The sequence below is a fragment of the Paenibacillus sp. ACRSA genome (assembly GCF_022346845.1).
In the GTDB taxonomy this organism is placed as follows: Bacteria; Bacillota; Bacilli; order Paenibacillales; family Paenibacillaceae; genus Paenibacillus.
The window spans coordinates 64,789-89,525 of sequence record NZ_JAKRNP010000015.1; the positions used below are offsets into that span (position 1 = coordinate 64,789).

Consider the following 24,737-nt stretch of genomic DNA (forward strand, 5'->3'; position numbering starts at 1 on the left):
AAAGATATCTCTTTGCATTTGATTATTATGAGATTATAAAGATAGATATAACGATCTATTTGCGGATTGAAGCTGCTTCAATCGCTGCATAAGCCCAATGTGTGACAGGCACATCCAACCACTGTCCTGCTGCATCTGTTGCAGCTTGAAGACCAATCAGCTTATTCAGCATCGTCACGGCTTCAGCGCGAGTTATTGGCTGACTTGCACGGAACGTGCCATCGGTGTATCCAGTAACTATTCCCGCTGAACTCAATTGTTCTACTGCCTGTTGTGCCCAATGCCCGTTTACATCGGTAAATGTTGTCGGCACAGCAGTCATCTGGTTAGATGTTACTAGCGGCTGCAACAGAGCAGCCATCTCCGCACGAGTAATCGCCTGATCTGGCTTGAAGCTGCCATCGGTGTAGCCTTGAACATAACCGGATTGAGCTGCTGCTGAGATAGCTGCATCTGCCCAGTGACTGGAGTTCACGTCTGTAAAACGATGGCTACCTTCCAGCATATTTGCTCCTGTAATACGCGTAATTAATGTTGCCATTTCTGCACGAGTTACATTACGCTCTGGTCGGAAGCTTCCATCAGAATACCCTTGAATATATGGCTGAGCTTTCAAGCTCTTGTCTGTCCAGTCCTTCACCTTAACAACGGAGAACGTACTGAATTTGTTGACTTGAATCTCAATGCCTTGTTGATTATTACTGTTTATTGTAACGAGTTTACCGTGTACAAGCTCTTTCGCTCCATCGCTGTGCTCAATATATACGCCTAGCTCCTCAGAATTCACACCTGCGATCTGACTAGCCTCTACAGGCAATACGAGCGTTACAGGTCTGCTCTGCAAATTCGTTTCAATCGTCATTGGACGACCGAGAATCTGGATATTCGTTGTGCCTACAACTTGAGTTATTGTCTCATTGCTTTGCACTCTCGTTTGGATTTCTGAACGTTCAGTCTCTTTTTTCACCGGTACAAGACGGAAATAAATATCATCAGTACGTCCGAGCAGGGAACTTGCCGGGATGGTAATCTTCACGTTTGGATTGGAAATAACGAGATCCACACCTTGCTCAGCCAGCATTGCTGACGATTGTGGAGAGAGATTAAGATCCCACTGTGATACTTCATCTTTGGTATCTGGAATCAAGACAACCGCCGTGCGGGAGCCTGTCCGTTTCAATTGATCAATAATGGATTGCGTTTTGCTCTGATCAAGCAGAAGTTCATCCTTAACCGTACCATCAGTAGCACGTGTACGACTAATCTCCAAGGAAGCGATCGTTGAAGCCTGATCCCCATTCGCTACATCCACTTTAATTACTTCTTTTTGTGGAGCTTGTGGAGTAGTTGGCGCAGGACTCGTTGTCACAGGTGCTGGTGACGGTGTTGGCGTTACAGGAGTAGGTGTAATAACTCCCCCGCCTCCTCCATTACCTGGCGTTTCTGGATTGGATGGAGTGATGTTAATCTTCACTGGATTAGAAATTCCATATTCTGATTCTCCACCATCATATACAGCTTTAACAGCGAATATATATTTTTCTCCTTCTTTGAGGTCTTTAATATCCCAACTATTATTCATAATTTCCGTAGAAACAAGAATCCATTGTGAAGGGTCTACTGGTACTGATGAACCTTCGTACATATAAACTGAAGCATACCCGTTCGTAATTGTATCCCAAGTTAACGTAACCTTTTTCTCACCCTTTGTTGCCACTACATGCTGTGGTACAGGAAAATTCGGGTCTGGGTCAGATCCACCACCACCATTATTACCACCGCCTGTATTCTCCTCTTGTGGGATCACAACGTTAGATGCAACATAATCTGAATTCACCTCTTCAGAAGCATACGATCTAACTGCAAACACATAAGATTCACCATTCGTCAGCCCACCGATATGTCCGTCGATGTAACTGTCCGTTACATTTGTCCACAGATCTGGATCCTCAGGTGCTGCTGCTCCTTGGTACATATACACGTGATATTCTACTACTTCTGGTTCTTTAGTCCATTCAATGGCAACCTGACCATCACTTGGTGCAGCTACTACATTTTGCGGAAGAGGAGTTGAGTTTGCAAGCGTTGGATAAATATTAGATCCCATATCTACGAGTTGACCATTCACATCTTCAACGGCCAGGTACAATCGATACAATGTGTTCTCGTCCAAACCTGTAAACAAGAACGTTTTTTCTTCATTCGCAGCTAAATCCACATAGGTTTGTTTGTTAATAGCGTTTAATTTGGTATCTTCTTTTGTCAACTGATCGTTAAACATGTCCCACACATCGTTGTCAAAGTAAAATCTACCAGGCTCACTGAGCTTCACTGTAACCTTAGATGTGGATTGCGTAACTGTTCCGTACAAAGGGTATGGATACAGGAAGTGTATTGTCGGATCAGGCAGTGGTGGAGTCGGTGCATTCATGAGCTTGGATGAACGCAAGATCGGATACCCATCGTTAATCCTGTCGCGAGTTGTCCAAATGGCTTGGAAATCCCATCCATTGTAATTAGATTCTTGTTTCATCTGTTCAGTTGTAAGACCCGTTGCATAATCAGAACCATTCTGTTGGTTCGTACTAATTTTGTTCAGATCATAATAGTTATCAAAAAAAGTCACTTGATCTGTTGAACCTTTCACTTTGCCGATGACTGACCCTATCGTCTGATCATCAATAGGTGATGATACACCATTTGAGAGGTCAACTTTGAGAGATGCAGCAACATAATTATTCTGAATGATTACTTGGATGTCATCATTACTACCATTTTTTCTTATTTCACCAATCAGACCTCCTATAGTTTCAGCAGAAAATTCATCCTCACCTGCAGCATAAGTTTTTACAGAACCAACCACATAGTTATCTTCAATGGTTTGGTTTAGTTTAGATTCAGATTCATAATTAAGTTCACCAATCAAGCCGCCGATTTGATAGTTACCTATCACCTGTCCTGAAGCGTAGCTCTGACGAATGGTATTATCATTCGACTCTCCGATCAGTCCACCTATTGTCTGATAACCACTCACTGTACCTTCAGCAGCATTTGCAATGACTGTACTCTCGTAAAGTTCTCCAAATAATCCCCCGAGAGAATAACCATACTCATCTAGGGTGCTCACCACGACGTCAGTACTATTATTAATATATTCACTATTATTAGAATACCCTGCAATGCCTCCTAATCTTCCATTTCCTTGTATATGCCCACTGATATGCACGCCCTCAATACGTGATCGTGAAATACTACCTGCAAGCCCACCTACCGACGCATTCCCTGTGAAGGATACATCATTTAATATAAGATTTTTAACCTCAGCATCATATAAATCAGAGAACAGCCCCACATCATACTGAGTTTCATCTGTTGTTCTCAAACCTGAAATTGAATAACCATTCCCATCGAACCTGCCTGTAAAAGGTTCAAAATCATCTTCTACCTCATAGGCAATCGGTGTCCAAGATCCTCCGTGTAAAAACGTGTTCATATCTGCTTCAGAAATATCATTCTTCAGCTTGTAATTACCGTTTGCGTCTTCTCCCACACAGTACAGCTCTTCAGCCGTACTAATGAGATTCCATTCTACGCCTTCTGAATCAACTTCCGTCATCTCATAGCAACTTCTAGCCTGTACAACTCCTGGTTGGAACACACCTGGTAGCAAACCTAAAACCATAAGGAATGTTAAGGCGACAATTCCTATTCGTTTCAGTAGCTCAGAACGCATCTGTTGATCCTTCTTTAACATGTTACAATCTTCCCTTCTCTTTCTGTTTGTGGAAAGAGTATAACCGCTCGCTCTGAACGGATTCTGAACATTTTCGACATTTTCCGCGAAAAAGAGCTTTTCTCGCATTTTTGCAAAAAATATTTTTCAAATATGACTGATTTTCATTTTTCGTGCATTTTACAACACAAAAAAGCAAGCCTCTATACCAGAGACCTGCTTATCATTAGAATCTATCCGTGCAAGACATTTAGACCTTAAGAAGCGCAACCTTCACAGGCAACATAGTTGTCGCCAACCTGTTTGCTGATCGCGATCAGGTCGCCCAGCTTAATATCTTCTTCACCCGTAAACTCCAGGTCAGCAATCCGCGCAATAATTAATGCCGCAGCTTCTTCTTTGCTTGTAGCCATTTGACTGAATTCGGACTTTTCGCCCGAAGAAACAACCTCGTACTCAAATGTATATCTCAATGTTTCCATTCTGTCACTCTCCTTCCGAAATCACATCATATCATCTCTATTAACCAATTCCAAGTCAGTGTATTCCATTCAAATAATCTATATCAATCTAATCATATCGTAATTTCATCTGCTGCATCGTCTGTTCAACCGTGTCCCGATTCACAGTCAATACTCGGCTCGTTTCTGCCGATGGATAATGATCACGTAGTGTACGCACCAAGGATGCTGTGTAAGCCGCCGCAGAAGGTACACCAGCCAGCTCTTGCAGACTCGCCATCGTACCTGAATGTACATCCGGATAGCCTGATTTCATCCCATTGGCCGCTTGCTCGTAGAATCGTCGCACCTCTGCTGCAAGCATATCGCCCTTGCCTTCCACAATTACAAAAGCAGTAATGATGTAAGCCTTAGCCTGTCTTCGCTGAGCGATTCCGCAAAACTTCAGTCCCCCGACACTAACATCATAATCGCCTGGACAAAAGGCACCTTCCACTTCTCCCGTCTGAGCCTGATCGGACCATGGATTCAGTGAACGGGCAATCAAGGCAGCCATATGGCGGAAGTCATCATGAATATTGATTGCGTGCCTAGGATTAGGCAAGATTAGCGATAAGTTAACCACACCTGGATGGAGTGGAACCGCCGCACCGCCAGAAGGTCGAACACAGACGGAAATCCCCTCATTTCGGATACGTTCCATAGCCTCTACTGCATGAGGCAGTTTGCGATCACGCAAACCAGCTACAAATGCATCCGTATGCCGCCAAATATGAGCCACCGGTTCATGCCCCTGTCCTACAAGTCGACACATCACTTCTTCCCAAGCAAAAGCCTCAAGCACACTTCTATTTGATCCCATAAGCGGTGTCTCCCAAATCTGAAGACGGCTGGTAGGACGATGTTCCGACGAACTCTGCTCCGTTGGTTTTCCAAATCGATCCTCTGGTGTTGAAGGTACACTCATAGAAGACAGCCTCCGTTATATATAGATGAATGAGAGCCTACAAGTCATTATACATTCTTGAACCAACCATAACTCACACCACAATTATAAAATAATTTCATATAAATAAGCCGGGTTCCTGAGGGAACACGGCTTATTATGGTACAACCTCAGATGCTTGCTCTATACTGCGCTGCTCCGCATACAGACATTCGAGTTCGTCCTAATGCGAAGCAACAGGCTAGAACGCAGGTGAGAGTATGCAGCTTGTCTATTAAGCCAAGCTCAGCCTCAATCTTTAACAAGTGACAGGAACTCAGCACGCTGTGCTGGATTCTCACGGAAGGAACCACGTACGGCAGACGTTACCGTCTTGCTGCCCGGTTTCTTCACGCCACGGGAACACATGCACAAGTGCTCGCCTTCCACAACGACCATAACGCCGTGAGGCTCAACTGCCTCTGTCAAAATATCAGCGATCTGTGATGTAATACGTTCTTGAACCTGGAGGCGACGCGTTACCGCTTCCACCAAACGAGCCATTTTGCTAAGACCAACGATCTTGCCGCTTGGCACGTACCCAATGTGTACCTTACCAAAAAACGGCGCCATATGGTGCTCACATTGGCTATAGTATACGATATCCTTAACGATAACCAACTCTTCATGATTCTCGTCAAAGGTTACCCCCAGTACATCACGTGGATCTACCTCATACCCACCAAAAATCTCTTCATACATCCGGGTTACGCGTGCAGGCGTTTCAAGCAGCCCTTCCCGCGTACTATCCTCGCCAATCAATTTCAAGATCTGTTCTACATGGTACTCGATCTTCTCCCGATTGTCGGATACTTTGGAATTCAAATAATCTTTCACGCCAGCCACTGCCGAACGCCTCCTTTCGAACCACATGGTGTAAAGCAGTTACATACACTGCTATTATTTTCGGCGGCCCGAATTTTTACGCGCAGGATGTTGTTGCGGCTGAGGCATTTTACCGCCAGGCTGCTGATTCTTCATCATCTGCTGAGCACGCTGCATCTGCTTACCATTCAGGTTATAGCCCATTTGCTTCGCCATCTTCTGAAGTGCGTCTGGATCGCTTTGCATTTTCTCAAGCTGTTTACGCAAGTAGAACACCCCGATGAAGAAGCCCCCGACCAGACCAACAATCAATGTAATAATCGGTATTACAATTTCCATCTCTTAGACACCTCTTTATGCAATCTAAAAAGCATGATGATCCGCGCATATACATAACATCCTAACGCCTGTTCATACACGTGTCACGGACCGGATTTCCTGAAAGTTATCATAGCATTTCCGCACGCATGGAGCAAACGGATTTTCCAGCTTTCGCTGTCATTCGTTATCCCAATTCTACGACATGACCGAATCAATAAAAACGGTGGTATGCTCCGCTAGATCAATTTCAATAACATCGAGAGAGTAGCGTGTGCTCCCCCGAGCGATCCGGACAACAGGTCGGCCTGGCAATCCACGATGCTGTCGAACGATAACGCCTGACTCCTTAGTTGAGAGTCGTACAGCCGTCCCATTCGGATATACGGATACACTTTTGTTAAACTCAATCAGAATGTCCCGATCCAGCCTCGTGCCTGACATCGCCATCATCTCTTCACAAGCTTCGTGTGGCAACATGCTACTTCCAGACAGTCCGTTGATCAGATTATCATAGATGTTCGCCGTGCTAACGATTTTGGCAAAGACATGAATGTCGCTGCCTTTGATTCCCCTAGGTAAACCTGTACCATCGACATGTTCATGATGCTGCAGAGCCGTGTGAGCGACGAGCAGGCTGAACTCCCGCTTGTTCTTAATCACTTCGAATCCCCGCCATGTATGATGGAGCGAAGAATTGGCAGCAGAGCCACCACCCGGAGGCTCACCAACTTTGCCGATATCGTGCAAAAGTGCACCTACAGCGAGATCCTTCAATTGATTGTAGTTAAGTCCCATATTCAGTCCGATTACCGACGACAACAAGCATACATTCATCGCATGAACATACTGTGCATTGTCCTTCGTGCGAATATCCGTAAGTTGAACAAGCAGCTCACGCCCGTTCAAAACATCGTTCAACAGTTTATCAATGCTAAGCGCTACCTTCTTCGGACTCCAGTCCTTTCCGGAACGAACCGCTTCTAGGGTAACGCTCATTTCATTAATCACTGCTCTTTTCGTGGCTTCATCCAGAATGTCTTCTGTCTCCACATCTTTAAACGCTTCATCCTGGATGTACAGCATGGTTACGCCAATACGCTTGAGCGTATTAACCATAAATACGGTAAGCTGGACGCCGGCAGACAGCAAAACAGTTCCGTTAGCTGAATATACGGTCTTACCCAGAAGCTCCCCCGCCTCCACACTCTCCACGTTTACATACTTCATGCACGTCCCCCGCTCTTACGATTGCTGCTCCAATGTGAGCAATTGCTCCTTGGTTTGCAGACCGCCTACATAACCCAACAGGGTACCGTCTTTGTCACTGTTGCGGTGACAGGGAATAATGATCGGCATCGGATTTTTACTGATAGCATCCGAAACTGCACGAACCGCCTTTGGTCTTCCGATCGTTTCCGCAACCTGTTGGTGTGATGAGGTCTCTCCATAAGATATATCGGATAGAACATGCCATACTTGTAGCTGAAAAGGTGTTCCATGTAAATTTAGCTTTAATTCGAAGCTTTTTCGTTCTCCGGCAAAATATTGTTGAACCTGCTTCGCAACCTCACTCAGCTTCTCTTCATTCTTCTCGTAACGATATTCACCGATCCAAGTTCGAGCCCATTGTTGCAGATGTGCCTCGCGTACATGAAATGTTCCAAAATCAACATGGCATAAGCCTTCGTCTGTGGCACATAGCGTCAATGTCCCTATTGGTGTTAGCAGTTCATCATAATACACAGGTGTACCCTGCAGCCCTGTGACTGCTGAAGGTTTCCAAGCTGCTGCTTCCGGTTTGGCCGGCTGCACAGGTAGCTCACCGCTCTGATCAGATGCCATTTCCGATTGCAAACTCTTCTGTAACTCGTGTAGTGACTCAAACTGTTGTTGTTCCACTGGTTGTTTCACCGACTGCTTCTCACTTACTTGCCCAGCCTGTGGTTGATCGGGTAAGGTCTCGGACGAACTCAGTCGTTCCTTGGCCTTCTGCAGCATGCTTAGCACGTTCCCATCTTGTTCGTTAGCGGCAGCTTCCCCAATTACTCTCATTGCGTCTTCTCCTCCAATTCTGCTCAGCGCCCAAGCTGCGGTTCCCCGCAGTTCAGGACGCGGGTCTCGCTTCAATACTTCCGTGAGTTTTGGTACAGCACTCTTATCCTTGAAATTACCTAAGGCAATCACTGCATTTCGTTGGATTGGTTTCTTTCCCCGCCATGCGGCAGAGCTTTGACCAAAACGTTCTTTAAATTCACGGTTACCAATGTCTAGGAGTGGCAGCAACAAAGGCTTAACAATCTCCGGATCAGGCTGTAGATCGGGATGATGATCCCAATTTTTTCCTCGATTCTTCGGACAGACAATCTGACATGTATCACAGCCGTATAACCGGTTGCCTATTTTCAACATAAACTCTTCATCTACAAACCCTTTAGTTTGGGTTACAAAAGAAATACATCGCTGTGCATTAAGTTGCCCTGGTCCCACCAACGCTCCGGTTGGGCAGGCATCAATACATTTCGTACATTCTCCACAATCCTCGGTTACAGGTGTATCCGGCTGGAATGGAATGTTCGTCACCAGCTCACCCAGATAGATCCATGATCCGAACTTAGGGGATATAATGGCACAGTTTTTGCCGCTGAATCCAATCCCCGCACGCTGGGATACCGCCCGATCAACGAGCGCTCCCGTATCGACCATGCTCTCAATCATAGCCTCAGGTACACGTTCACGGATGAAATTCACCAGCTTGTCCATCGCTTCACGCAACACATAATGATAATCTCTGCCCCAAGCTGAACGTGCCAAAATCCCACGATATGCACCCGGCTCCGACTTCGGTGGGTTGACCATCTTCGACGGGTAAGCCACTGCAATGGCTATGAGAGAAGCAGGCTCACCATCCTGTAGCGCAGGCCGTACCCTTTTCTCAATATCCGGCTCTTCAAATCCCGAAGCGTAGCCCTTGTCCCGAGACTGTTCTAGTAACGACTTAAGTGATACAAACGGCTCTGCAGAAGCAAATCCAATATCATCAATGCCCAGCCCGGGGGCAGCCGCCTTAATCTCTTGTTTTAACTGTTCCCATACGGAACCTGCCTGCGCCGCCCCGGTCTGTACGCTTGTCATGATTCTTTCCCTCTTTTCTATTCCCTGCTCTTATTCCCTTAACGATTGAACGCCCGCCTCATTCAAGGAGGACAGGCGTCTATATGCATATGCAACTCAGGCATACTCGCCCCGAGCTTTATTATAGTTAAACGCAAAACGTCGAGTGAAGTTGTTGTTATAACAACATTTTACAGTTTCTTCATTTCGGAAAATGGCCAGAAGATGAATTCAGCCTTACCTACAATCTCGCCAGAAGTGATGCTTCCGAATACACGGCTATCTTTACTTTTACCCTCATGACGGTTATCTCCCATGACAAAATAACGATCCGCCTCCAGCGTAATCGGGCCAAAATCGGGATCTTGTACCTCGATATCTGTATACGTCTCCGTCTGTCGCTCACCATTCACATACAGGTGGTGTTCACGCACTTCAACAGTATCCCCGGGAAGCCCTACGATCCGTTTCACGAGAAAGTCTTTCTTCTCCTGACCCTCACTTGGGTCACGAAGGACAATTACATCAAAGCGAGAAGGTGAACCAAAATCATATACAATCTTATTCACAAACAAACGGTCACGCTCGACCAAAGTAGGCTGCATGGACTGCCCTTTAACCATCGATAGGTTAAATACAAATAAATTCAACAACATCATAACGACAAAAGCGATAATGATTGTTTTGGCCCAGTCCCATAGCTCTGCTGCCCATGAGGTACCGGAATGATTCGCTGTTGCCAGTTCAGTTCGCTCTTCGGAAGACACCTGCTTCGTGGAAGGGTTGTCAGAATTCAAAAGGACACCTCGTTTATTAAGAATAATCATATTCTCTTATAAGTCTACTTCATTTGGAAGAGTGAAACAATTGGTTATGCCCACCAATGGCAGATGAGCTTAAATTGTGAGGAATATTAAGCGGATGTATAGCATACAAATAGAAAGGCATATCCTCAAGCGTGGTCACGCTGATCGGATATGCCTAATATGAAATGAGAATCTTCTATTTTTCTTTTGTTTAAGAGGTTGTTCAAAAAGTCCACGTTTGATTACAAAGCACACCTACTGCTGGCCTTTTTGAACACGCACTTTACGCCAAAAATCCCTTACGCTTTGGACAAAATACTGAGTTTCTGGAAAGCGCTCATAATCTGATTCGCACCGTAACCCATCGCTTCATATAGCGGCATGGCTACTTTGTTGTGCTCATCTCCCGCAACCCAGATCTGGCTGACTTTACGCTGCTGGAACCGTTGTTCCATGGTCTCGACAAGTTTTTTGCCGACTCCGCGGCGACGATAGTCTGGATGAACCGCAATACGGTAGATGCATCCCTGGTTTTGATCAATCGTACCGATCAAGGCTCCAACGAGGTCTCCCTCTTCTTCTGCAACCATGATCAAATCAGAATCCCATGACAATTGACGGGCAAACGGGCCCATCGTGTTCTCATAACATTCTTCCGATAGCGCAACCTGGAGAAGCTCCGTCATTTGGCTTGCATCACTCAACTGAAAGGAACGAACGTGCATGTCTTAAATCTCCCTTTTCGTTAGCTTGATGAGGTTTTTACATAGAAAGGTTACCCTTTTTACCAAAAACCCAAAGTTCGTATAATGACAAAAAACGAGAAAATACCTCTTCTCCGTCAATTAAACCATACTTTACGCCATAAAACACGCATTTTCTTTTGAAAGCGCTTAATTGTAACCGTTTTCAACAAAAAATGAACGATTCTCTTTTAATTTTAAGGAGAATTCACATAAATATATTCAGAAAGGGTAAAATATGTTTGTTATCTCTGACCCATTAATAGATCAACGCCTCGGGGGACTTAATAAACAAAAATGTTGCTTAATTAGCCCGAATGCGGTTTAATATTAGTGGCAAGGGTATTAATACATATGTACCTGAGCAATTTGCATTTTATTCGGACGAGCCACTTCTGCAAGATATGGATGGGTACGTTTCTTAATCTATGTCATGTCCTGGGATGATTCGAATCGATCGGATGCAAAATGCTGAATTACCAAAAATCATAAAATATCAGGAGGTTTTTCACTATGGCTTTTCAACTACCGGCACTTCCTTACGCTAACGACGCACTGGAACCACATATCGATGCACAAACGATGGAAATCCACCACGATCGCCATCACAATACTTATGTAACTAACTTGAATGCAGCTCTGGAAAGCGCTCCTGAACTGCAAGAAAAAAGCTTGGAAGATCTGATTGCTAACCTGGATAGCGTACCTGAAAGCATCCGCACAGCGGTTCGCAACAATGGTGGCGGACATGCTAACCATAGCTTGTTCTGGGAAATCATCGGACCTAACGGCGGCGGCGCTCCAACTGGCGACATCGCAGCTGCAATCGACAGCGAACTGGGTGGCTTTGACAAATTCAAAGAAGATTTTGCTAAAGCAGCTACAACTCGTTTCGGTTCCGGTTGGGCTTGGCTCGTTGTAGGCAAAGATGGCAAATTGTCCATCACTAGCACGCCTAACCAAGACAGCCCACTCTTCGAAGGTCTGACTCCAGTATTGGGTCTGGACGTATGGGAGCACGCTTACTACCTGAAATACCAAAATAAACGCCCTGACTACATTGGTGCTTTCTGGAATGTAATCAACTGGGATGAAGTAAACAAACGTTACGCTGCTGCGAAATAAGTTTGTTTCACTAAATATGTTTTATCCGATAAAAGAAGAGCCTGACTTGGTCTTGTGACCGAGCCAGGCTTTTTTTTATTATGGCTTTAGCTAGTTGGGTACGTGAAACGTAAGAAAATGAAAGGAAACGAAAAACCACCCGCTACACGGGTGGTCATGATTTAGGAGGAACACAGGTATGTTGCTCATCTCTGGCGGTAGCGAGATCATCGAACCGGACGATGATGCTCGTCAACATGCCGAAGGTTAACAACTTCGCTGGCTTAAGTTCTATATAATAGCTTTCATGTGATTAACTAAGGTGCGAAACCCGTTTATTAATCCTCTACGAAGGCTTCCCGATAGCTCTGTCCCCTGCGTCATGACACAAACTGCGCGCGGGTCACAGATTATTCTCTAGTGCTCTATCTAACAGTGTTTAATCTAACGAACTGAGGACACGCTATCTCTCTATATTTCATACCACAGAGAATCTAAGGAACCCTAGGCACGCTATTATCCCAAATATGGACTTGGCTTCGCCCTTTTTAACCGTTTCAGCTTAAATAGCGTCATTCAGATTCTTTAAAACTTATATTTTAGGTTTATCGCCATAATAAGCTCTTTAGGATTCGTTAGCCACTATTGGTAGTACTTCTGGTAGTACTCCTGGTAGTTCTTTTGTTCATACTTTTGAGATTACTCTCGGGAGTTCTTTCCGTAGTACATTCGGTAATACTTTTGGTAGTACTATTTCGTTACACTCCTGCTCGACTAAACTCTTACACAATCCAAACGGACAGTTAACCTTGAATATGGAATAAGCCATTGTTATTCTTCCTGTACAATACCTGTGCATTCCTGTGCATACCGGTACATACCTGACCGCCTCTTCCACCATCCATGTATGAAAAATCCCCTCTCTCGGGCACATGAATGTTTCCGTCCGCTTGGATGTGCTCTGCACTTTATCTATTACGTCAAAGAGTAAGGTGTAGCCCCATTCACTCTTTATTACTCTTTAATATCATCATACACGCCAGCAAAATAACTGCTAAGCAGCTTCAAGAAGATATTCGGGAATGCCATCTTGTCCATATCTTCAGGCCCTATCCAGCGATACGTGAGCTGATCGCCTTTACCAATATGGATCTGCGGGGCATCTCCTAGTACCTCTACATCATCTGTCAGCTTCCGCTCCGCTTGATCTGATGTTGAGAATGTGGATGCTGATTGTCCAACAGGCGCTGTGGTAGCAGCATCCGTGGTTGCCGCCTGTGCATCGTAGGCGGCTCTCGCTTCCGCCGCAATCAGCGGAAGCTCACTGCTCTGGCTCTGCTCGGTGCACTTGTACACCTGCAGTTGCCAAACGATATGGCTGAACACATGCTCCGCATGAGTAGCCAGCCCTTCTGGGCGGGCAGCGAAGCCCTCCGCCCACAGACTGCCGGCGAGCAGCGCCATCGCCGGCTCATCCGCCAGCGACGCCGCCTTCTTGCCAGCTTTGGCAGGCGGCTCCGCTAGTACATGCGGCAGCTCCCACATCCGAGCCAATAGGCCGCTCTCGGGGCGCTGGCGCACAAGCACACGGCCGCGATGTGCGCCGCGGCCTTCCACAATGGCGACCAGCCGCTGCTCAGGGCGCGGCGGCTTCGCCTTGGTTTTGACCGGCAGCGTAAGCTCCCTGCCGGCAATGCGGCCTGAACATTGCTCCATCACTGGGCAAGTTAGGCAGTGTGGCGCTTTGGGTGTACACACCAGCGCGCCAAGCTCCATGAGCGCCTGGTTGAAATCACGCGCTCGCCCTTCTGGAATGAGCTCTCCTGCGAGCTCTTCCATAAGAACACGGGTGCTGCCCTTCATGATGTCCTCATCAATGAGGAAGTATCGGGACAGTACCCGCATAACATTGCCATCCACCGCAGGCTGCGGTTGGTTGAAGGCAATGCTAAGAATGGCCCCTGCCGTGTAGGGGCCAACCCCTTTTAACGCAAACACAGCCTGTTTATCTTGGGGAATCTCTCCCCCGTGCAGCTCCATAACCTGCCTTGCCGCCGCCTGTAGGTTACGTGCACGAGAATAATAGCCCAGACCCTCCCAGTTCTTAAGGACATCTTCTTCGGGTGCTTCAGCCAAGGCTTGTACCGTCGGAAAATTGCCAATAAACCGATTGAAATATGGAATCACGGTATCCACCCGTGTCTGCTGAAGCATAATTTCGGATACCCACGTAAAATAAGGATTGTTGTGGCGACGCCAAGGTAAATCCCGTCTATTGATCATATACCAGTCCAGCAGATTTACACTGAAATGTTGCTTTTGTTCAATTAAACCCATGTTCCCGTCCTCTCCTGATTCCCTTACTACTCTTCTCACGCTACTTCTCTTAATCCATGCGCTCAACCACGGCAAATGCCGCCGCGAGCTCTGTCTGATGCGTGATGCTCAGATGAATCATATATCGATCCTCTGCTGGCAGACCAAGGCGTTCCCAAGCCTCTGCAGATAAAGTTGTTACCGGCTTTCCTTTGCCATCAGGCAACACTTCAATGTCAGTAAAGCTCATCGTACCGCCAATACCACAGCCGAATGCTTTGGATATTGCCTCTTTTGCAGCGAATCGTCCTGACACAAATTCAATCAATCGTTTCCCCCGCCGATTTGCAATTTCCCGTTCCGCTGGGGTCAGAATTCTATCCATGAATGACTCGGCATGTCGCCCAGACATTAGCTTATGCATACGTGCAATTTCCAGCACATCATTTCCGATTCCAACGATCATCAAGATTCACCCGCTTAATCATTTATACAATAAAAGGTTGCCCAAATATTCACTTCGCTTCGCTACTGCAATCGAAATCCATAAACAGATGCCTAATCTCTCTCCATCCGAAAATTACATCTATAAGGTACATCCGAACACGTATTCTATTGTAGCAGGAGGAGAACCTAGATGCGAGTATATCCGTTTATATTCCTTATGTTAAAATAATTACCAACGAGCATTTGGAGAACAAATGCGTTTGCGTTCCATTCGGTTCCACATCGCTAGGCGAATGAATGGTTCAGTGTAGGATAAGTCACGAAATATACGTAGGAGGAATGCTACATGTCTACAGCGTTTGAACTACCCACGGGCGATAATTCCGTTATTCGCGGTAATACGTTTCTTGCCCGTCAATCGGCTCAAGGTGTCATCATCGTCGTCCATGGATATAAAGGCTTCAAAGACTGGGGCATGTTCCCTTATGCTGCATCCCAATTAAGTGAAAACTATCATGTCCTAACCTTTAATTTCTCTCATAATGGTGTAGGGGAAGATTTGCAGCAATTTACCGAGCTTGAGAAGTTCGCCGTAAACACCTACAGCCAGGAACTCAGCGATCTTGCCCTCATGCTTGAATATGTCTCTACGCAGCCTGAACTTGGCAACCTGCCTATATATCTGGTTGGACACAGCCGCGGTGCTGGGGTGAGTCTTGTCTACGCGTTGGATCACCCTGAACAGATCGCAGGTGTATGCTCATGGAACGGCGTTACCAACCTAGACTTATTCACTGCTGAGCAAAAAGAAGAAATGCGTACTCACGGCCGTAGCTACGTTACGAACGGAAGAACCGGACAACAGATGCCTCTGGACGTGTCTATTCTGGATGACCTCGACCAACACAAGTCAAGGTATGACATCATTGAACGTCTGACGCAATCCACACTCCCCGTCGCGCTCATTCAAGGGACAGAAGACAGTGCACGCCTTCGTGGTGGCTCATCCACATTGGTACAAGCCCGTCCGGATATTCCGTGGCAACAGATTCCGGGAGGAACTCATACCTTCAACACCGTACATCCATTCCAAGAAACAACGCCGCAGCTTGAACAAGCAATATCCGAAACTCTTCGGCAGATTGATCAATGGAATCATTCGAAGTAACCTAATTTCATGATAGTTGTATCTTTATAAACGAAGAAACACCACAAAAAGACTCTGTAACCACGTATATGGTGGAAACAGAGTCTTCTTTGATTTGGCTTAGATTAACAAGCTTAACGATTAACATCATGAAGAAACGTAACAAATCTTATCGTTAGAGCGTAACTGAAACTTTAATCATGATGAACGCAAACTTCTATTAGATGCCAGGGATGGCATTACGTTTGTGATGTGTGCGTGTATAGAACGCCTCAAGCTTCTCCTGTGCAGCAGGATCAATCTGCTTGCCTTCCAGGTAATCACTGTTCGCTTCGTAAGAGATGCCCAGCTCCGTCTCATCAGTCTGGCCTTCCCATAATCCTGCGGATGGTGCCTTATCCAGAATCTCTTGTGGAACACCCAGATGCGCAGCGAGTTGACGTACTTGGCGTTTGTTCAAGGTGCTAAGTGGTGTAATATCCACCGCTCCATCGCCCCATTTGGTATAGAAGCCTGTGATCGCTTCCGAAGCATGGTCTGTACCCACCACAAGTAAGCTCTCTTCAAAAGCAAGCGCATATTGCATGACCATACGTGTTCTTGCTTTTACGTTGCCTTTGCCTTGGTGCGTCATATGACGTGGGCTGCCCATGGATTTGAAGCCTTGCTCTACCTCAAGTGCGATCTCGTTAACCGCATCCTCGATATTGGTTTCCACCACATGTTTCAGGTCAAACGCTTTGGCTACCGCGTAGCTGTCAGCGATATCCTGTTGTTCGCCGTAAGGCTGGAATACGCCTAGCGTTTTGTACTCTTGATTATTCTCCGCTGTCAGCTCGTCCGTTGCTTTTTTGCAAAGCGCTGCCGCTACAGCACTATCGATACCGCCACTAATTGCAATTAACAATCCTTTGGTACCGGAATTTTTCACATACGTTTTCAGGAAATCCACACGTGTGCGTACTTCCTCTTCCAAATTAATACTTGGTTTAACCTTCAATTCAGCGATGATCTGTTGTTGCAAACTCATCGTTCATCACACCCCGTTTCTAAAGAATGAAATTTGATGTTCCAGTTGAAAGGTTCGAATGGTTCAATAACCTTATCTACTCAAAATGAAACGCCCCGGCATCGGTCATCCGAAGGGCGGGGCGCTTTATGAGCTGATTAACGGCAGTAACGATCAAACACGCTGGTAAGCTCAGCAGCAATTTCCTCCGCGGAACGATCTTCCACTTGGTGACGCTCGATGAAGTGAACGAGTTCTCCGTCTTTCATCAGTGCGATGGATGGGGAGGACGGTGGATAAGGTGCAAAAAACTCACGAGCTTTAGCTGTAGCTTCTTTATCTTGTCCAGCAAATACGGTATACAAGTGATCTGGTGTAAGATCATTTTGCAATGCTTGAGCAACTCCTGGACGACACTGACCTGCAGCACATCCACATACCGAGTTGATTACGACCAGTGCTGTACCTTTAGCATCTGGCAGACTTGCTTCGACTTCCTCAGGTGTACGCAGTTCTTGAATACCCAGGCGAGTCAGTTCATCCCGCATCGGTTGAACCATATCTTTCATGTATTGATCAAATGACATAGACATTCGTTTCACTCCTTAAAAATGATTATTCTATTATTGTCGAGAGAATTAAAGACCATAGAATCACATTCACATGTTCTCCGTCAATACAAAAACGATTTCCATGATGTGCTATTCCTATTATACATCGCTATGCAATGAAAGCAAGGTTCAGACACGACCTGCGGGAAGGCTTGCTCCATCTGTAGTATGTATCTTCTCTTGGCAAAATATGCTGCAATCTTATCGCTCAAATGCAACTTTAAAGGTCGTTCCTTTGCCTTCTTCCGATTCAACAGTAATCGTTCCATTATGCCGTTCCACAATACTCAGACACATCGATAACCCTAGCCCCGTGCCTTTGGCTTTTGTCGTGTAGAAAGGTTCAAATAGCTTTTCCTGGGCGACTTGTGGTATGCCTAAGCCCGTATCCCGTACACAGAGCTCTACCTTATCATCCACAACACGTGTTTCTAGGGTTAATACCCCCTTCTCACACATCGCTTCCATTCCATTGCGAGCCAGATTAAGTACAACCTGCTTAATTTCTTTGGAATTCAAATGTAACTTCGGTACATTATGCGCTAACATAAGCTCGATGCTCTGACCTCTCAGGTTCGCATCTGCCCACAATAATGGACTGAGTTCATGGATGATATCATGTAGCTGATATTCCTCTTTCTCGGCAATGCGATCTTGAGCAAGCGACAGAAAGTCATTAATAATGCTATTCGCCCGATCCAGTTCCTCAAGCACAATGCGGTAATAGTGATCCAGCGTATCAGGACTCTTCTCCTGCATTAATTGAAGGAAACCACGTACAACCGCCATCGGATTTCGAACTTCGTGCGTAATGCTCGCCGCCATCTGTCCCACTAAACTCAAACGGTCTACATTGTCCAGCTCACTTCGCAGCATCTCTAGTTCAGTAATATCCTGAATAATCAGCATCGCTCCAGTGACCTCTCTAGACTGGTCGGTCGAGAATGCGTAGATGGGCACCGTTCTTGATTGAAATACATGGGAACCGTAACGTACTGTTAATCCATCGACTTCACCATGAACAAGTGCTTTGTGAATGCTTTTCTCCATTTTGTCAGCCTGAGCTTGTTCTACGAATTGACTGGCTGGGTGGCCAATTAGATCTGGCGTTGTTGTACACGGGAGCTGTTCCTTCGCGGTCTGTTCCATCGTATCGTTGACGAATTTCACATTTCCTTGTTTATCTACAGTAGCAATGGATAAGGGCACAGCGTTGAGAATCTGATGAAGTTGTTCCGTTTCCGATATGTACTGATGATGGACTTCCGATAAGTGTTGCTCAAGACCACGGTAATGCTTCATATGTTCAATCCAAAGGACGCTGCAGACTGCTACCATAATGGCGCCTAGCGTATAACCTAGTGTAATCAATATACTTGGAAAAAGGGTTAACGAAGGATCGCTGTCCATCAGCAGAATGCACAGTAAACTGGCTACAATTAGCCCTGTTGCAGTTATGGAGATGACCATCGTCATTTTGCGAGTACGTGTATAATGCTTGAATCGTCCTGCTGACAACCATACAATAGGATAGAGAAGAATACCTGTTTGAATTAGAAATTCATACAGATTATAGGAATGCGCAAAGAGGCAGTAGTATAATAAATGAAGAATGGATAACGTCAAGCCAATTGCGGGTTTGCAGTATAATATGGCAAGTGTAAGAGGTACAATACTTAAGGAGATTGGAATATTTCCAATATCGGCATGTAGAGCAAAGAGCAAACAGAGCAGCATGCTTAAAGCGCTGGTAATTGCAAGACCGATCTGCATCATTCCGGTACGTTCGAGCTTGGTCATCGTTTGCTTGATGAGCCCAAGATGAAATAAGGGAATTAGGAATACTGCTGCACCTGCCAGCAGCATTTGTAAAAGAATGTCTTTCAAAGCAACCACTATGCCATCTCCCTCCTCGCCTGTACATTCCCTCATTATTTCTGATTAAAACATAGGCGACAGTATATTACAATATATCCCTTAAAACTGCATAATAGAACTTGAAATACACCATGAATGGTCAAAAAATTGAACCATTTACGCATAATCCTGCATGATTCGATGTTTAACATTCTAGGCACAAGATATAGATAAACTAGGTCATCTAAATCTATATCTGGCAGTATGCAATTCCATTGTAGATAGATGGCAAATGGGTTGTACAAAATCAATAAAAAAAGAAGGTAATTATTGTATGTATGATGTAATCGTAATCGGTGGCGGTTCTGCTGGTCTCATGGCCTCTGTTGCCGCTGCTGAGCATGGAGCTTCTGTGATTCTGCTGGATAAAGGCGACCAACTGGGGCGCAAGCTGGGTATCTCCGGTGGGGGTCGCTGCAATGTGACCAATGCGAAGGAAACAGATGAATTGATCCGGCATATTCCCGGCAATGGGCGCTTTTTATATAGTTCTTTTCAAAATTTGGACAATCAGGGCATTATGCGTTTTTTTGAGAATCTGGGAATTGCCCTCAAAGAAGAGGACAATGGAAGAATGTTTCCTGTGACAGACAAAGCCAAAACGGTCGTTGATGCATTAGTAGGTAAAATCGTCTCCCTCGGTGTAAAAATTCGCACCAAAGAACCCGTGAAAGAGCTTATTCATAATGGTCAACAAGTTCAGGGTGTAAAGCTAGCTTCTGGGGAGATTGTGCCTGGACGGTCTGTCGTTATCGCCACTGGAGGTAAGTCTGTACCTCAAACTGGATCAACCGGTGACGGTTATCCATGGGCTGAATCTGCTGGGCATACGATCACCGAGCTATATCCAACAGAAGTGCCTATCGTCTCTGGTGAGAGCTGGATTCAATCCAAAGAGTTACAGGGATTATCACTACGAGACGTAGGACTCTCTGTTCTCGATGCCAAAGGGAAGTCTGTCATTTCCCATCGAGGGGATATGATCTTCACCCATTTTGGCGTATCCGGTCCTATTGCGCTGCGTTGCAGTCAATTCATTCGTAAAGTTCAGATGAAATCGGGGAATCCGCAAGTCATGATGAGCATTGATCTATTCCCAGATCTATCTCCTGGTGCTTTGGAAAATAAGGTTCAACAGGTACTGGAACAAGAATCACGCAAAGCCGTCAAAAATATTTTGAAAGCATGGGTTCCTGAACGCATGATTCCTTTACTGATGAGACGTGCTGAGATCAGCGACGACCTTACCTATCACCATTTTCCTAAAGGTACACTTAGTACACTATGCGGGCTAATGAAATCTTTTACCTTCCGTGTAGATGGAACTCGCTCGCTCAAAGAAGCCTTTGTGACGGGCGGCGGAGTCCACTTAAAGGAGATATACCCTAAAACGATGGAATCCAAGCTACTGCCTGGGCTATTCTTTTGCGGTGAGGTTCTAGACATTCACGGTTATACCGGCGGTTATAATATCACTGCTGCCTTCTCTACAGGCTACACGGCTGGTATGCATGCGGCTGAATACAAACACGCTCGTGTATAACTAGTTAACAGTAAATTGATGCTGAAGATCTTTAAAACATGGATCTATCTAATGAAATGAACGAATGAGCTACACGTAAAAATAAACAACCCACAGGGGCTGCCATACGTCATGAATATGACGAGTGACAGCCCCTTTAGCGTTATATTGAATTAATGAATCTGAATCACGCTATTCGCTCCCATTTCCCCAGGTTCGAGATCTAAAGAATCACATAGGCTTTATTTCGTCGCTCAGTCCATTTTTTTAGATTTTGAGACCGTTTTACGCCTTCACACTGCCTGAGAATCCATCTACTGAATCATCAAATGTAGGATCGTCATCTCGGTTATGCTGAGTCTGTCCAGAAGGACTCTCCTGTAATCCAGTTGCGTACCCTTCACTCCAATCCTCATTCACCATATGTGCTGGAATTGAGAATTCCTGAAATGCGTTAGCAGCATCTGTTGCAGAAGCAAATACGGCGCTTCCGCCATGAGATTGTACAATTTCTACGGCAGACTGAGGATCTTGGCGATCCGTAGGAATGTACAACTCAAGTGGTCCAGATTGATAAGGCTTATAACCAAGCTCATTCAATGTTGCTTGTGCTGCAAGCAACGCATTAGGGTCTGCGAACTGCACTTGAATTTCACCATCACTCATCATCATCTTTTTCCTCCTTACGTTTGGGCTTGTCTTATCTTCCACTAATGAGATATATCTCCTATAGCATGGTCAGATATTCAGCCTGATATGCGGTTTTTGTAAGGAAGGGAAGACTTAGTTACTGCGAGTCATTCGTATCCACCCTGCCACGGATAAAACGAATAGCCCACTTGCCACGACACCCACCGCGGTAAGTATACTTGCCATCCATCCGAGCCAGGTTAACCCGAGCGCTAAACCCATCAGAATGCCAATCGGCACAAAGAGCATCCGTACCATCATCAACCCTGCCCGATGCAATGCATCTGAATCATATGAGACCAGTTGTACATAATCCGAAGTAGCAAAGTGATCCCATGAACGATAAAACATGACTGTCAGCATAATAATCAACAACCCACACACGATGACATTCACGGGAAAAGGAGGCAGAGCAACTGCGGCAATCGATAGACTGCCCATCTGAAAGTACAATTTTAATGTCGATGATTCGCGAAAAAAGGCTTTGTATGCCGTTTCGGCAGTACGGTTGGCAATGGTACGACTTCGCAATAGTTTGCGCGGTTTACGAAATATCATCGTTTTGGTACGCGGAGACTTCGGTTTATTTACCGCCTGGCTGATTAAGATAGCCGTTAATTTCACCTTCGCTCGCAAGTCTTCACGCACATCCCCTTCAAACGTTCCTTGCATCTGTAGTCGGATACGACCGAGCAGAATGATCAGAAGGATTGTGCATACCAATGCGATGAATAGAGAACCAATTTGCGCATGAACGGATGAGGTGACTGTGATAAAAATGATACCCATTGCCACCGCTAGAGGAATGATCCGTATCCCGCGTCGCCATCCGTTATAACGAACTTTGATCATATGTAATGCAATGGCTTGAAACGAAGCAACTGTACCGAACCAGATGCATAGAAGCAGGATCTCAGAAATGGACATGCCATATACCCGGTACCATAACGGTGCAGTTAGAGCAGTTACGATCAACATTTTGCCTATACTGAGTGCACACGCTCGGTACATCCCCTGACGCATTAGGGTTTGCATCCAACGTTTCTGCGATTTTAGAAATAATACATCAGCCTCTTCCACAAAAAGAAGCACACCACCCGTCAACATCACGATTTCGATGATCAGTGTTAATAAAGTCAGGGGTGTATTAGAAGCCCAGAGTGGCAACGGCTTACTCCACAGACTGACATACCATCCGATTAGATAGAGCACACCCGGGATTAGCAGGTATAACCATACGGTCCAATCAACCACAAGCTTTAGGTTCTTCCATTGTTCTCTGAGATGCTCTTTATGCCTACGTCTATATAATCTTAAAGGTGTATACTGCCTAGATTCGGCTGCTCCCTCCACCTCTATCAGCTCCTCTCTATCCTTGTTATCAGGAAGTCAGTATGTCAAAACAGTCGAATAACGATGCTTCAGGCAGCTCTGCAACAGCCCGAATCTCATCTAGCGTTCCTTCTGCAGCCGAGTGTCCTGCATGGATGAGGATAAAACGATCACATATCCGCTCCGCCGTATCTAACACATGTGTCGACATCAGAACCCCTGCACCCCGCAAGCGCTCCTCGTCCAGTAGCTTCAGGAAATCCTTCGTCGCACGCGGATCTAAACCAATGAAGGGCTCGTCTACAATATATACATCCGGGGAGGAGAGGAATCCGATCATCAGCATCATTTTCTGACGCATGCCTTTGGAGAAGCTGGCGGGCAGATCATCTCGAACATGATCCATGCCGAATCGAACCAGCAGCTCTTCTGCTCTAGTAATGAATACATCCTCTTCCATTTCATATGCAGCAGCAGCCAGATCAAGATGTTCCCACAGCGTCATATACTCGTAAAAAACAGGCTGTTCCGGAATATACGCGTAACGCCCCTTTCCCCCAATCCTCACCTCATAATTGGCATGTTCAAGTAGACCTAACATCGTCTTAATCGTGGTACTTTTACCCGCTCCGTTTGGGCCGATAATGCCCACCAGCTCACCTGGTAACACATGAATATGGATGTTTTGGATCGTAGACTGCCCCGCCTCATAACCAGCTTCACTAATATGTACGTCCAACACAGACTCTTGAAGAGATATCATGCTTTCATTTGCTGTCTCCATAGTACTCACTCCTATCCTAATTCGGTGCTCGGCTGTATCTTTCTTATTATTGTAATTCAGTTATGGAGCTAAATGTTTGATCATTTTAAGCATTTCATCATATAAAAAAAAGAAGCAGGGGTTCCGGAGCCCCTGCTTCTTCCTATTAAAGTGAAAATCTCATATTACCGATTGTTCTCCACCACAGTCATCGTTGCGCTCTCACCTTCTGCGTTAGCGTTCAGACCAAGATCCAGTGCACCACGGCTCTCGCTTGCATAGCTGCTGTTCGTCGTGCGCTCATGGTCTTTCACGCTGTTGTTGCGTTCAGATTGAGCCCACGTTTCGCTCTCACCTTCTGCGTTAGCGTTCAGACCGAGATCCAGTGCACCACGGCTCTCGCTTGCATAGCTGCTGTTCGTGCTGTCCTCACGGTCCTTCACGCTGTTGGTGCGTTCAGATTGAGCCCACGTTGCGCTCTCACCTTCTGCGTTAGCGTTCAGACCAAGATCCAGTGCACCACGGCTTTCGCTTGCATAGCTGCTGTTCGTCGTGCGCTCACTGTCTTTCACGCTGTTGGTGCGTTCAGATTGAGCCCATGTTGCACTCTCGCCTTCTGCTTTAGCGTTCAGACCGAGATCCAATGCACCACGGCTTTCACTCGCGTAGCTGCTGTTCGTCGTGCGCTCATGGTCTTTCACGCTGTTGTTGCGTTCAGATTGAGCCCATGTTGCACTCTCGCCTTCTGCTTTAGCGTTCAGACCGAGATCCAATGCACCACGGCTCTCGCTTGCATAGCTGCTGTTCGTGCTGTCCTCACGGTCCTTCACGCTGTTGGTGCGTTCAGATTGAGCCCACGTTGCGCTCTCACCTTCTGCGTTAGCGTTCAGACCA

At 45.9% G+C, this 24,737-nt stretch carries 21 protein-coding genes; 3 read left to right on the forward strand and 18 right to left on the reverse strand.

Going from position 1 to position 24,737, the window contains the following annotated elements; translation table 11 throughout:
• Positions 1–55 precede the first annotated feature (55 nt).
• The 9 genes from MH215_RS25745 to MH215_RS25785 form a co-directional block, all read right to left on the reverse strand.
• Positions 56–3,754: an S-layer homology domain-containing protein gene (locus MH215_RS25745; RefSeq protein ID WP_239293870.1), complete on the reverse strand. Its 3,699-nt coding sequence runs from the start codon at positions 3,752–3,754 to the stop codon at positions 56–58.
• A gap of 236 nt (positions 3,755–3,990) precedes the next feature.
• The gene (locus tag MH215_RS25750) at positions 3,991–4,215 is read right to left on the reverse strand and encodes a hypothetical protein (RefSeq protein WP_056697180.1); all 225 of its coding nucleotides are present in this window, start codon (positions 4,213–4,215) and stop codon (positions 3,991–3,993) included.
• Positions 4,216–4,303: 88 nt separating this feature from the next.
• Complete coding sequence (locus MH215_RS25755) at positions 4,304–5,161, reverse strand: lipoate--protein ligase family protein (protein ID WP_239293871.1); 858 nt, start codon at positions 5,159–5,161, stop codon at positions 4,304–4,306.
• A gap of 270 nt (positions 5,162–5,431) precedes the next feature.
• Positions 5,432–6,025, reverse strand: a complete 594-nt coding sequence (gene folE / locus MH215_RS25760; RefSeq protein WP_036668229.1) for a GTP cyclohydrolase I FolE — start codon at positions 6,023–6,025, stop codon at positions 5,432–5,434.
• Between the two features lie 54 nt (positions 6,026–6,079).
• On the reverse strand, positions 6,080–6,343 hold the full coding sequence (locus MH215_RS25765; RefSeq protein ID WP_239293872.1) for a YneF family protein: 264 nt from the start codon (positions 6,341–6,343) through the stop codon (positions 6,080–6,082).
• A 177-nt stretch (positions 6,344–6,520) separates the two neighbouring features.
• Positions 6,521–7,552, reverse strand: a complete 1,032-nt coding sequence (locus MH215_RS25770; RefSeq protein ID WP_239293873.1) for an HD-GYP domain-containing protein — start codon at positions 7,550–7,552, stop codon at positions 6,521–6,523.
• Positions 7,553–7,567: 15 nt separating this feature from the next.
• Positions 7,568–9,457 (reverse strand): tRNA epoxyqueuosine(34) reductase QueG, encoded by a 1,890-nt coding sequence (gene queG, locus MH215_RS25775; protein WP_239293874.1) that lies wholly within the window; start codon positions 9,455–9,457, stop codon positions 7,568–7,570.
• Positions 9,458–9,627: 170 nt separating this feature from the next.
• Entirely contained in the window at positions 9,628–10,233 is a 606-nt protein-coding gene (gene lepB, locus MH215_RS25780; RefSeq protein WP_239293875.1) for a signal peptidase I, read from the reverse strand.
• 308 nt (positions 10,234–10,541) lie between these two features.
• Positions 10,542–10,967, reverse strand: coding sequence for a GNAT family N-acetyltransferase (locus tag MH215_RS25785; protein WP_128100207.1), 426 nt, complete (start codon positions 10,965–10,967; stop codon positions 10,542–10,544).
• Positions 10,968–11,498: 531 nt separating this feature from the next.
• On the opposite strand from MH215_RS25785, the gene MH215_RS25790 reads away from it, so the two are divergent.
• Positions 11,499–12,110, forward strand: coding sequence for a superoxide dismutase (locus MH215_RS25790; RefSeq protein ID WP_056697187.1), 612 nt, complete (start codon positions 11,499–11,501; stop codon positions 12,108–12,110).
• A 993-nt stretch (positions 12,111–13,103) separates the two neighbouring features.
• Here the strand turns inward: MH215_RS25790 and mutY are convergent.
• Both mutY and acpS read right to left on the reverse strand, forming a co-directional pair.
• A complete protein-coding gene (gene mutY, locus MH215_RS25795; protein WP_239293876.1) occupies positions 13,104–14,426 on the reverse strand; it encodes an A/G-specific adenine glycosylase in 1,323 nt (440 codons plus the stop codon).
• A 49-nt stretch (positions 14,427–14,475) separates the two neighbouring features.
• A complete protein-coding gene (gene acpS / locus MH215_RS25800; RefSeq protein WP_239293885.1) occupies positions 14,476–14,871 on the reverse strand; it encodes a holo-ACP synthase in 396 nt (131 codons plus the stop codon).
• A gap of 327 nt (positions 14,872–15,198) precedes the next feature.
• Here acpS and MH215_RS25805 point away from each other — a divergent pair, with 327 nt between their 5' ends.
• On the forward strand, positions 15,199–16,020 hold the full coding sequence (locus MH215_RS25805; protein ID WP_239293877.1) for an alpha/beta hydrolase family protein: 822 nt from the start codon (positions 15,199–15,201) through the stop codon (positions 16,018–16,020).
• 199 nt (positions 16,021–16,219) lie between these two features.
• On the opposite strand, the gene nadE is transcribed toward MH215_RS25805, so the two are convergent.
• The 3 genes from nadE to MH215_RS25820 all read right to left on the reverse strand — a co-directional run bounded on the left by nadE (position 16,220) and on the right by MH215_RS25820 (position 19,515).
• Positions 16,220–17,029, reverse strand: a complete 810-nt coding sequence (nadE, locus tag MH215_RS25810; RefSeq protein WP_145052263.1) for an ammonia-dependent NAD(+) synthetase — start codon at positions 17,027–17,029, stop codon at positions 16,220–16,222.
• A gap of 137 nt (positions 17,030–17,166) precedes the next feature.
• Positions 17,167–17,601, reverse strand: a complete 435-nt coding sequence (locus MH215_RS25815; RefSeq protein ID WP_056697197.1) for a BrxA/BrxB family bacilliredoxin — start codon at positions 17,599–17,601, stop codon at positions 17,167–17,169.
• Between the two features lie 219 nt (positions 17,602–17,820).
• Positions 17,821–19,515: a two-component system sensor histidine kinase NtrB gene (locus MH215_RS25820; protein ID WP_239293878.1), complete on the reverse strand. Its 1,695-nt coding sequence runs from the start codon at positions 19,513–19,515 to the stop codon at positions 17,821–17,823.
• Between the two features lie 295 nt (positions 19,516–19,810).
• On the opposite strand from MH215_RS25820, the gene MH215_RS25825 reads away from it, so the two are divergent.
• Positions 19,811–21,079 carry a BaiN/RdsA family NAD(P)/FAD-dependent oxidoreductase gene (locus tag MH215_RS25825; protein ID WP_239293879.1) on the forward strand — a complete coding sequence of 423 codons (1,269 nt, stop codon included), beginning with the start codon at positions 19,811–19,813 and terminating at the stop codon, positions 21,077–21,079.
• Between the two features lie 264 nt (positions 21,080–21,343).
• Here MH215_RS25825 and MH215_RS25830 read toward each other — a convergent pair whose 3' ends face one another.
• The 4 genes from MH215_RS25830 to MH215_RS25845 form a co-directional block, all read right to left on the reverse strand.
• Positions 21,344–21,730: a hypothetical protein gene (locus tag MH215_RS25830; RefSeq protein ID WP_239293880.1), complete on the reverse strand. Its 387-nt coding sequence runs from the start codon at positions 21,728–21,730 to the stop codon at positions 21,344–21,346.
• 111 nt (positions 21,731–21,841) lie between these two features.
• Positions 21,842–23,101 carry an ABC transporter permease gene (locus MH215_RS25835; protein WP_239293881.1) on the reverse strand — a complete coding sequence of 420 codons (1,260 nt, stop codon included), beginning with the start codon at positions 23,099–23,101 and terminating at the stop codon, positions 21,842–21,844.
• 28 nt (positions 23,102–23,129) lie between these two features.
• The gene (locus tag MH215_RS25840; protein WP_239293882.1) at positions 23,130–23,864 is read right to left on the reverse strand and encodes an ABC transporter ATP-binding protein; all 735 of its coding nucleotides are present in this window, start codon (positions 23,862–23,864) and stop codon (positions 23,130–23,132) included.
• Between the two features lie 164 nt (positions 23,865–24,028).
• Positions 24,029–24,737 (reverse strand): hypothetical protein (locus MH215_RS25845; protein ID WP_239293883.1); only part of this gene is annotated, 709 nt, incomplete at its 5' end.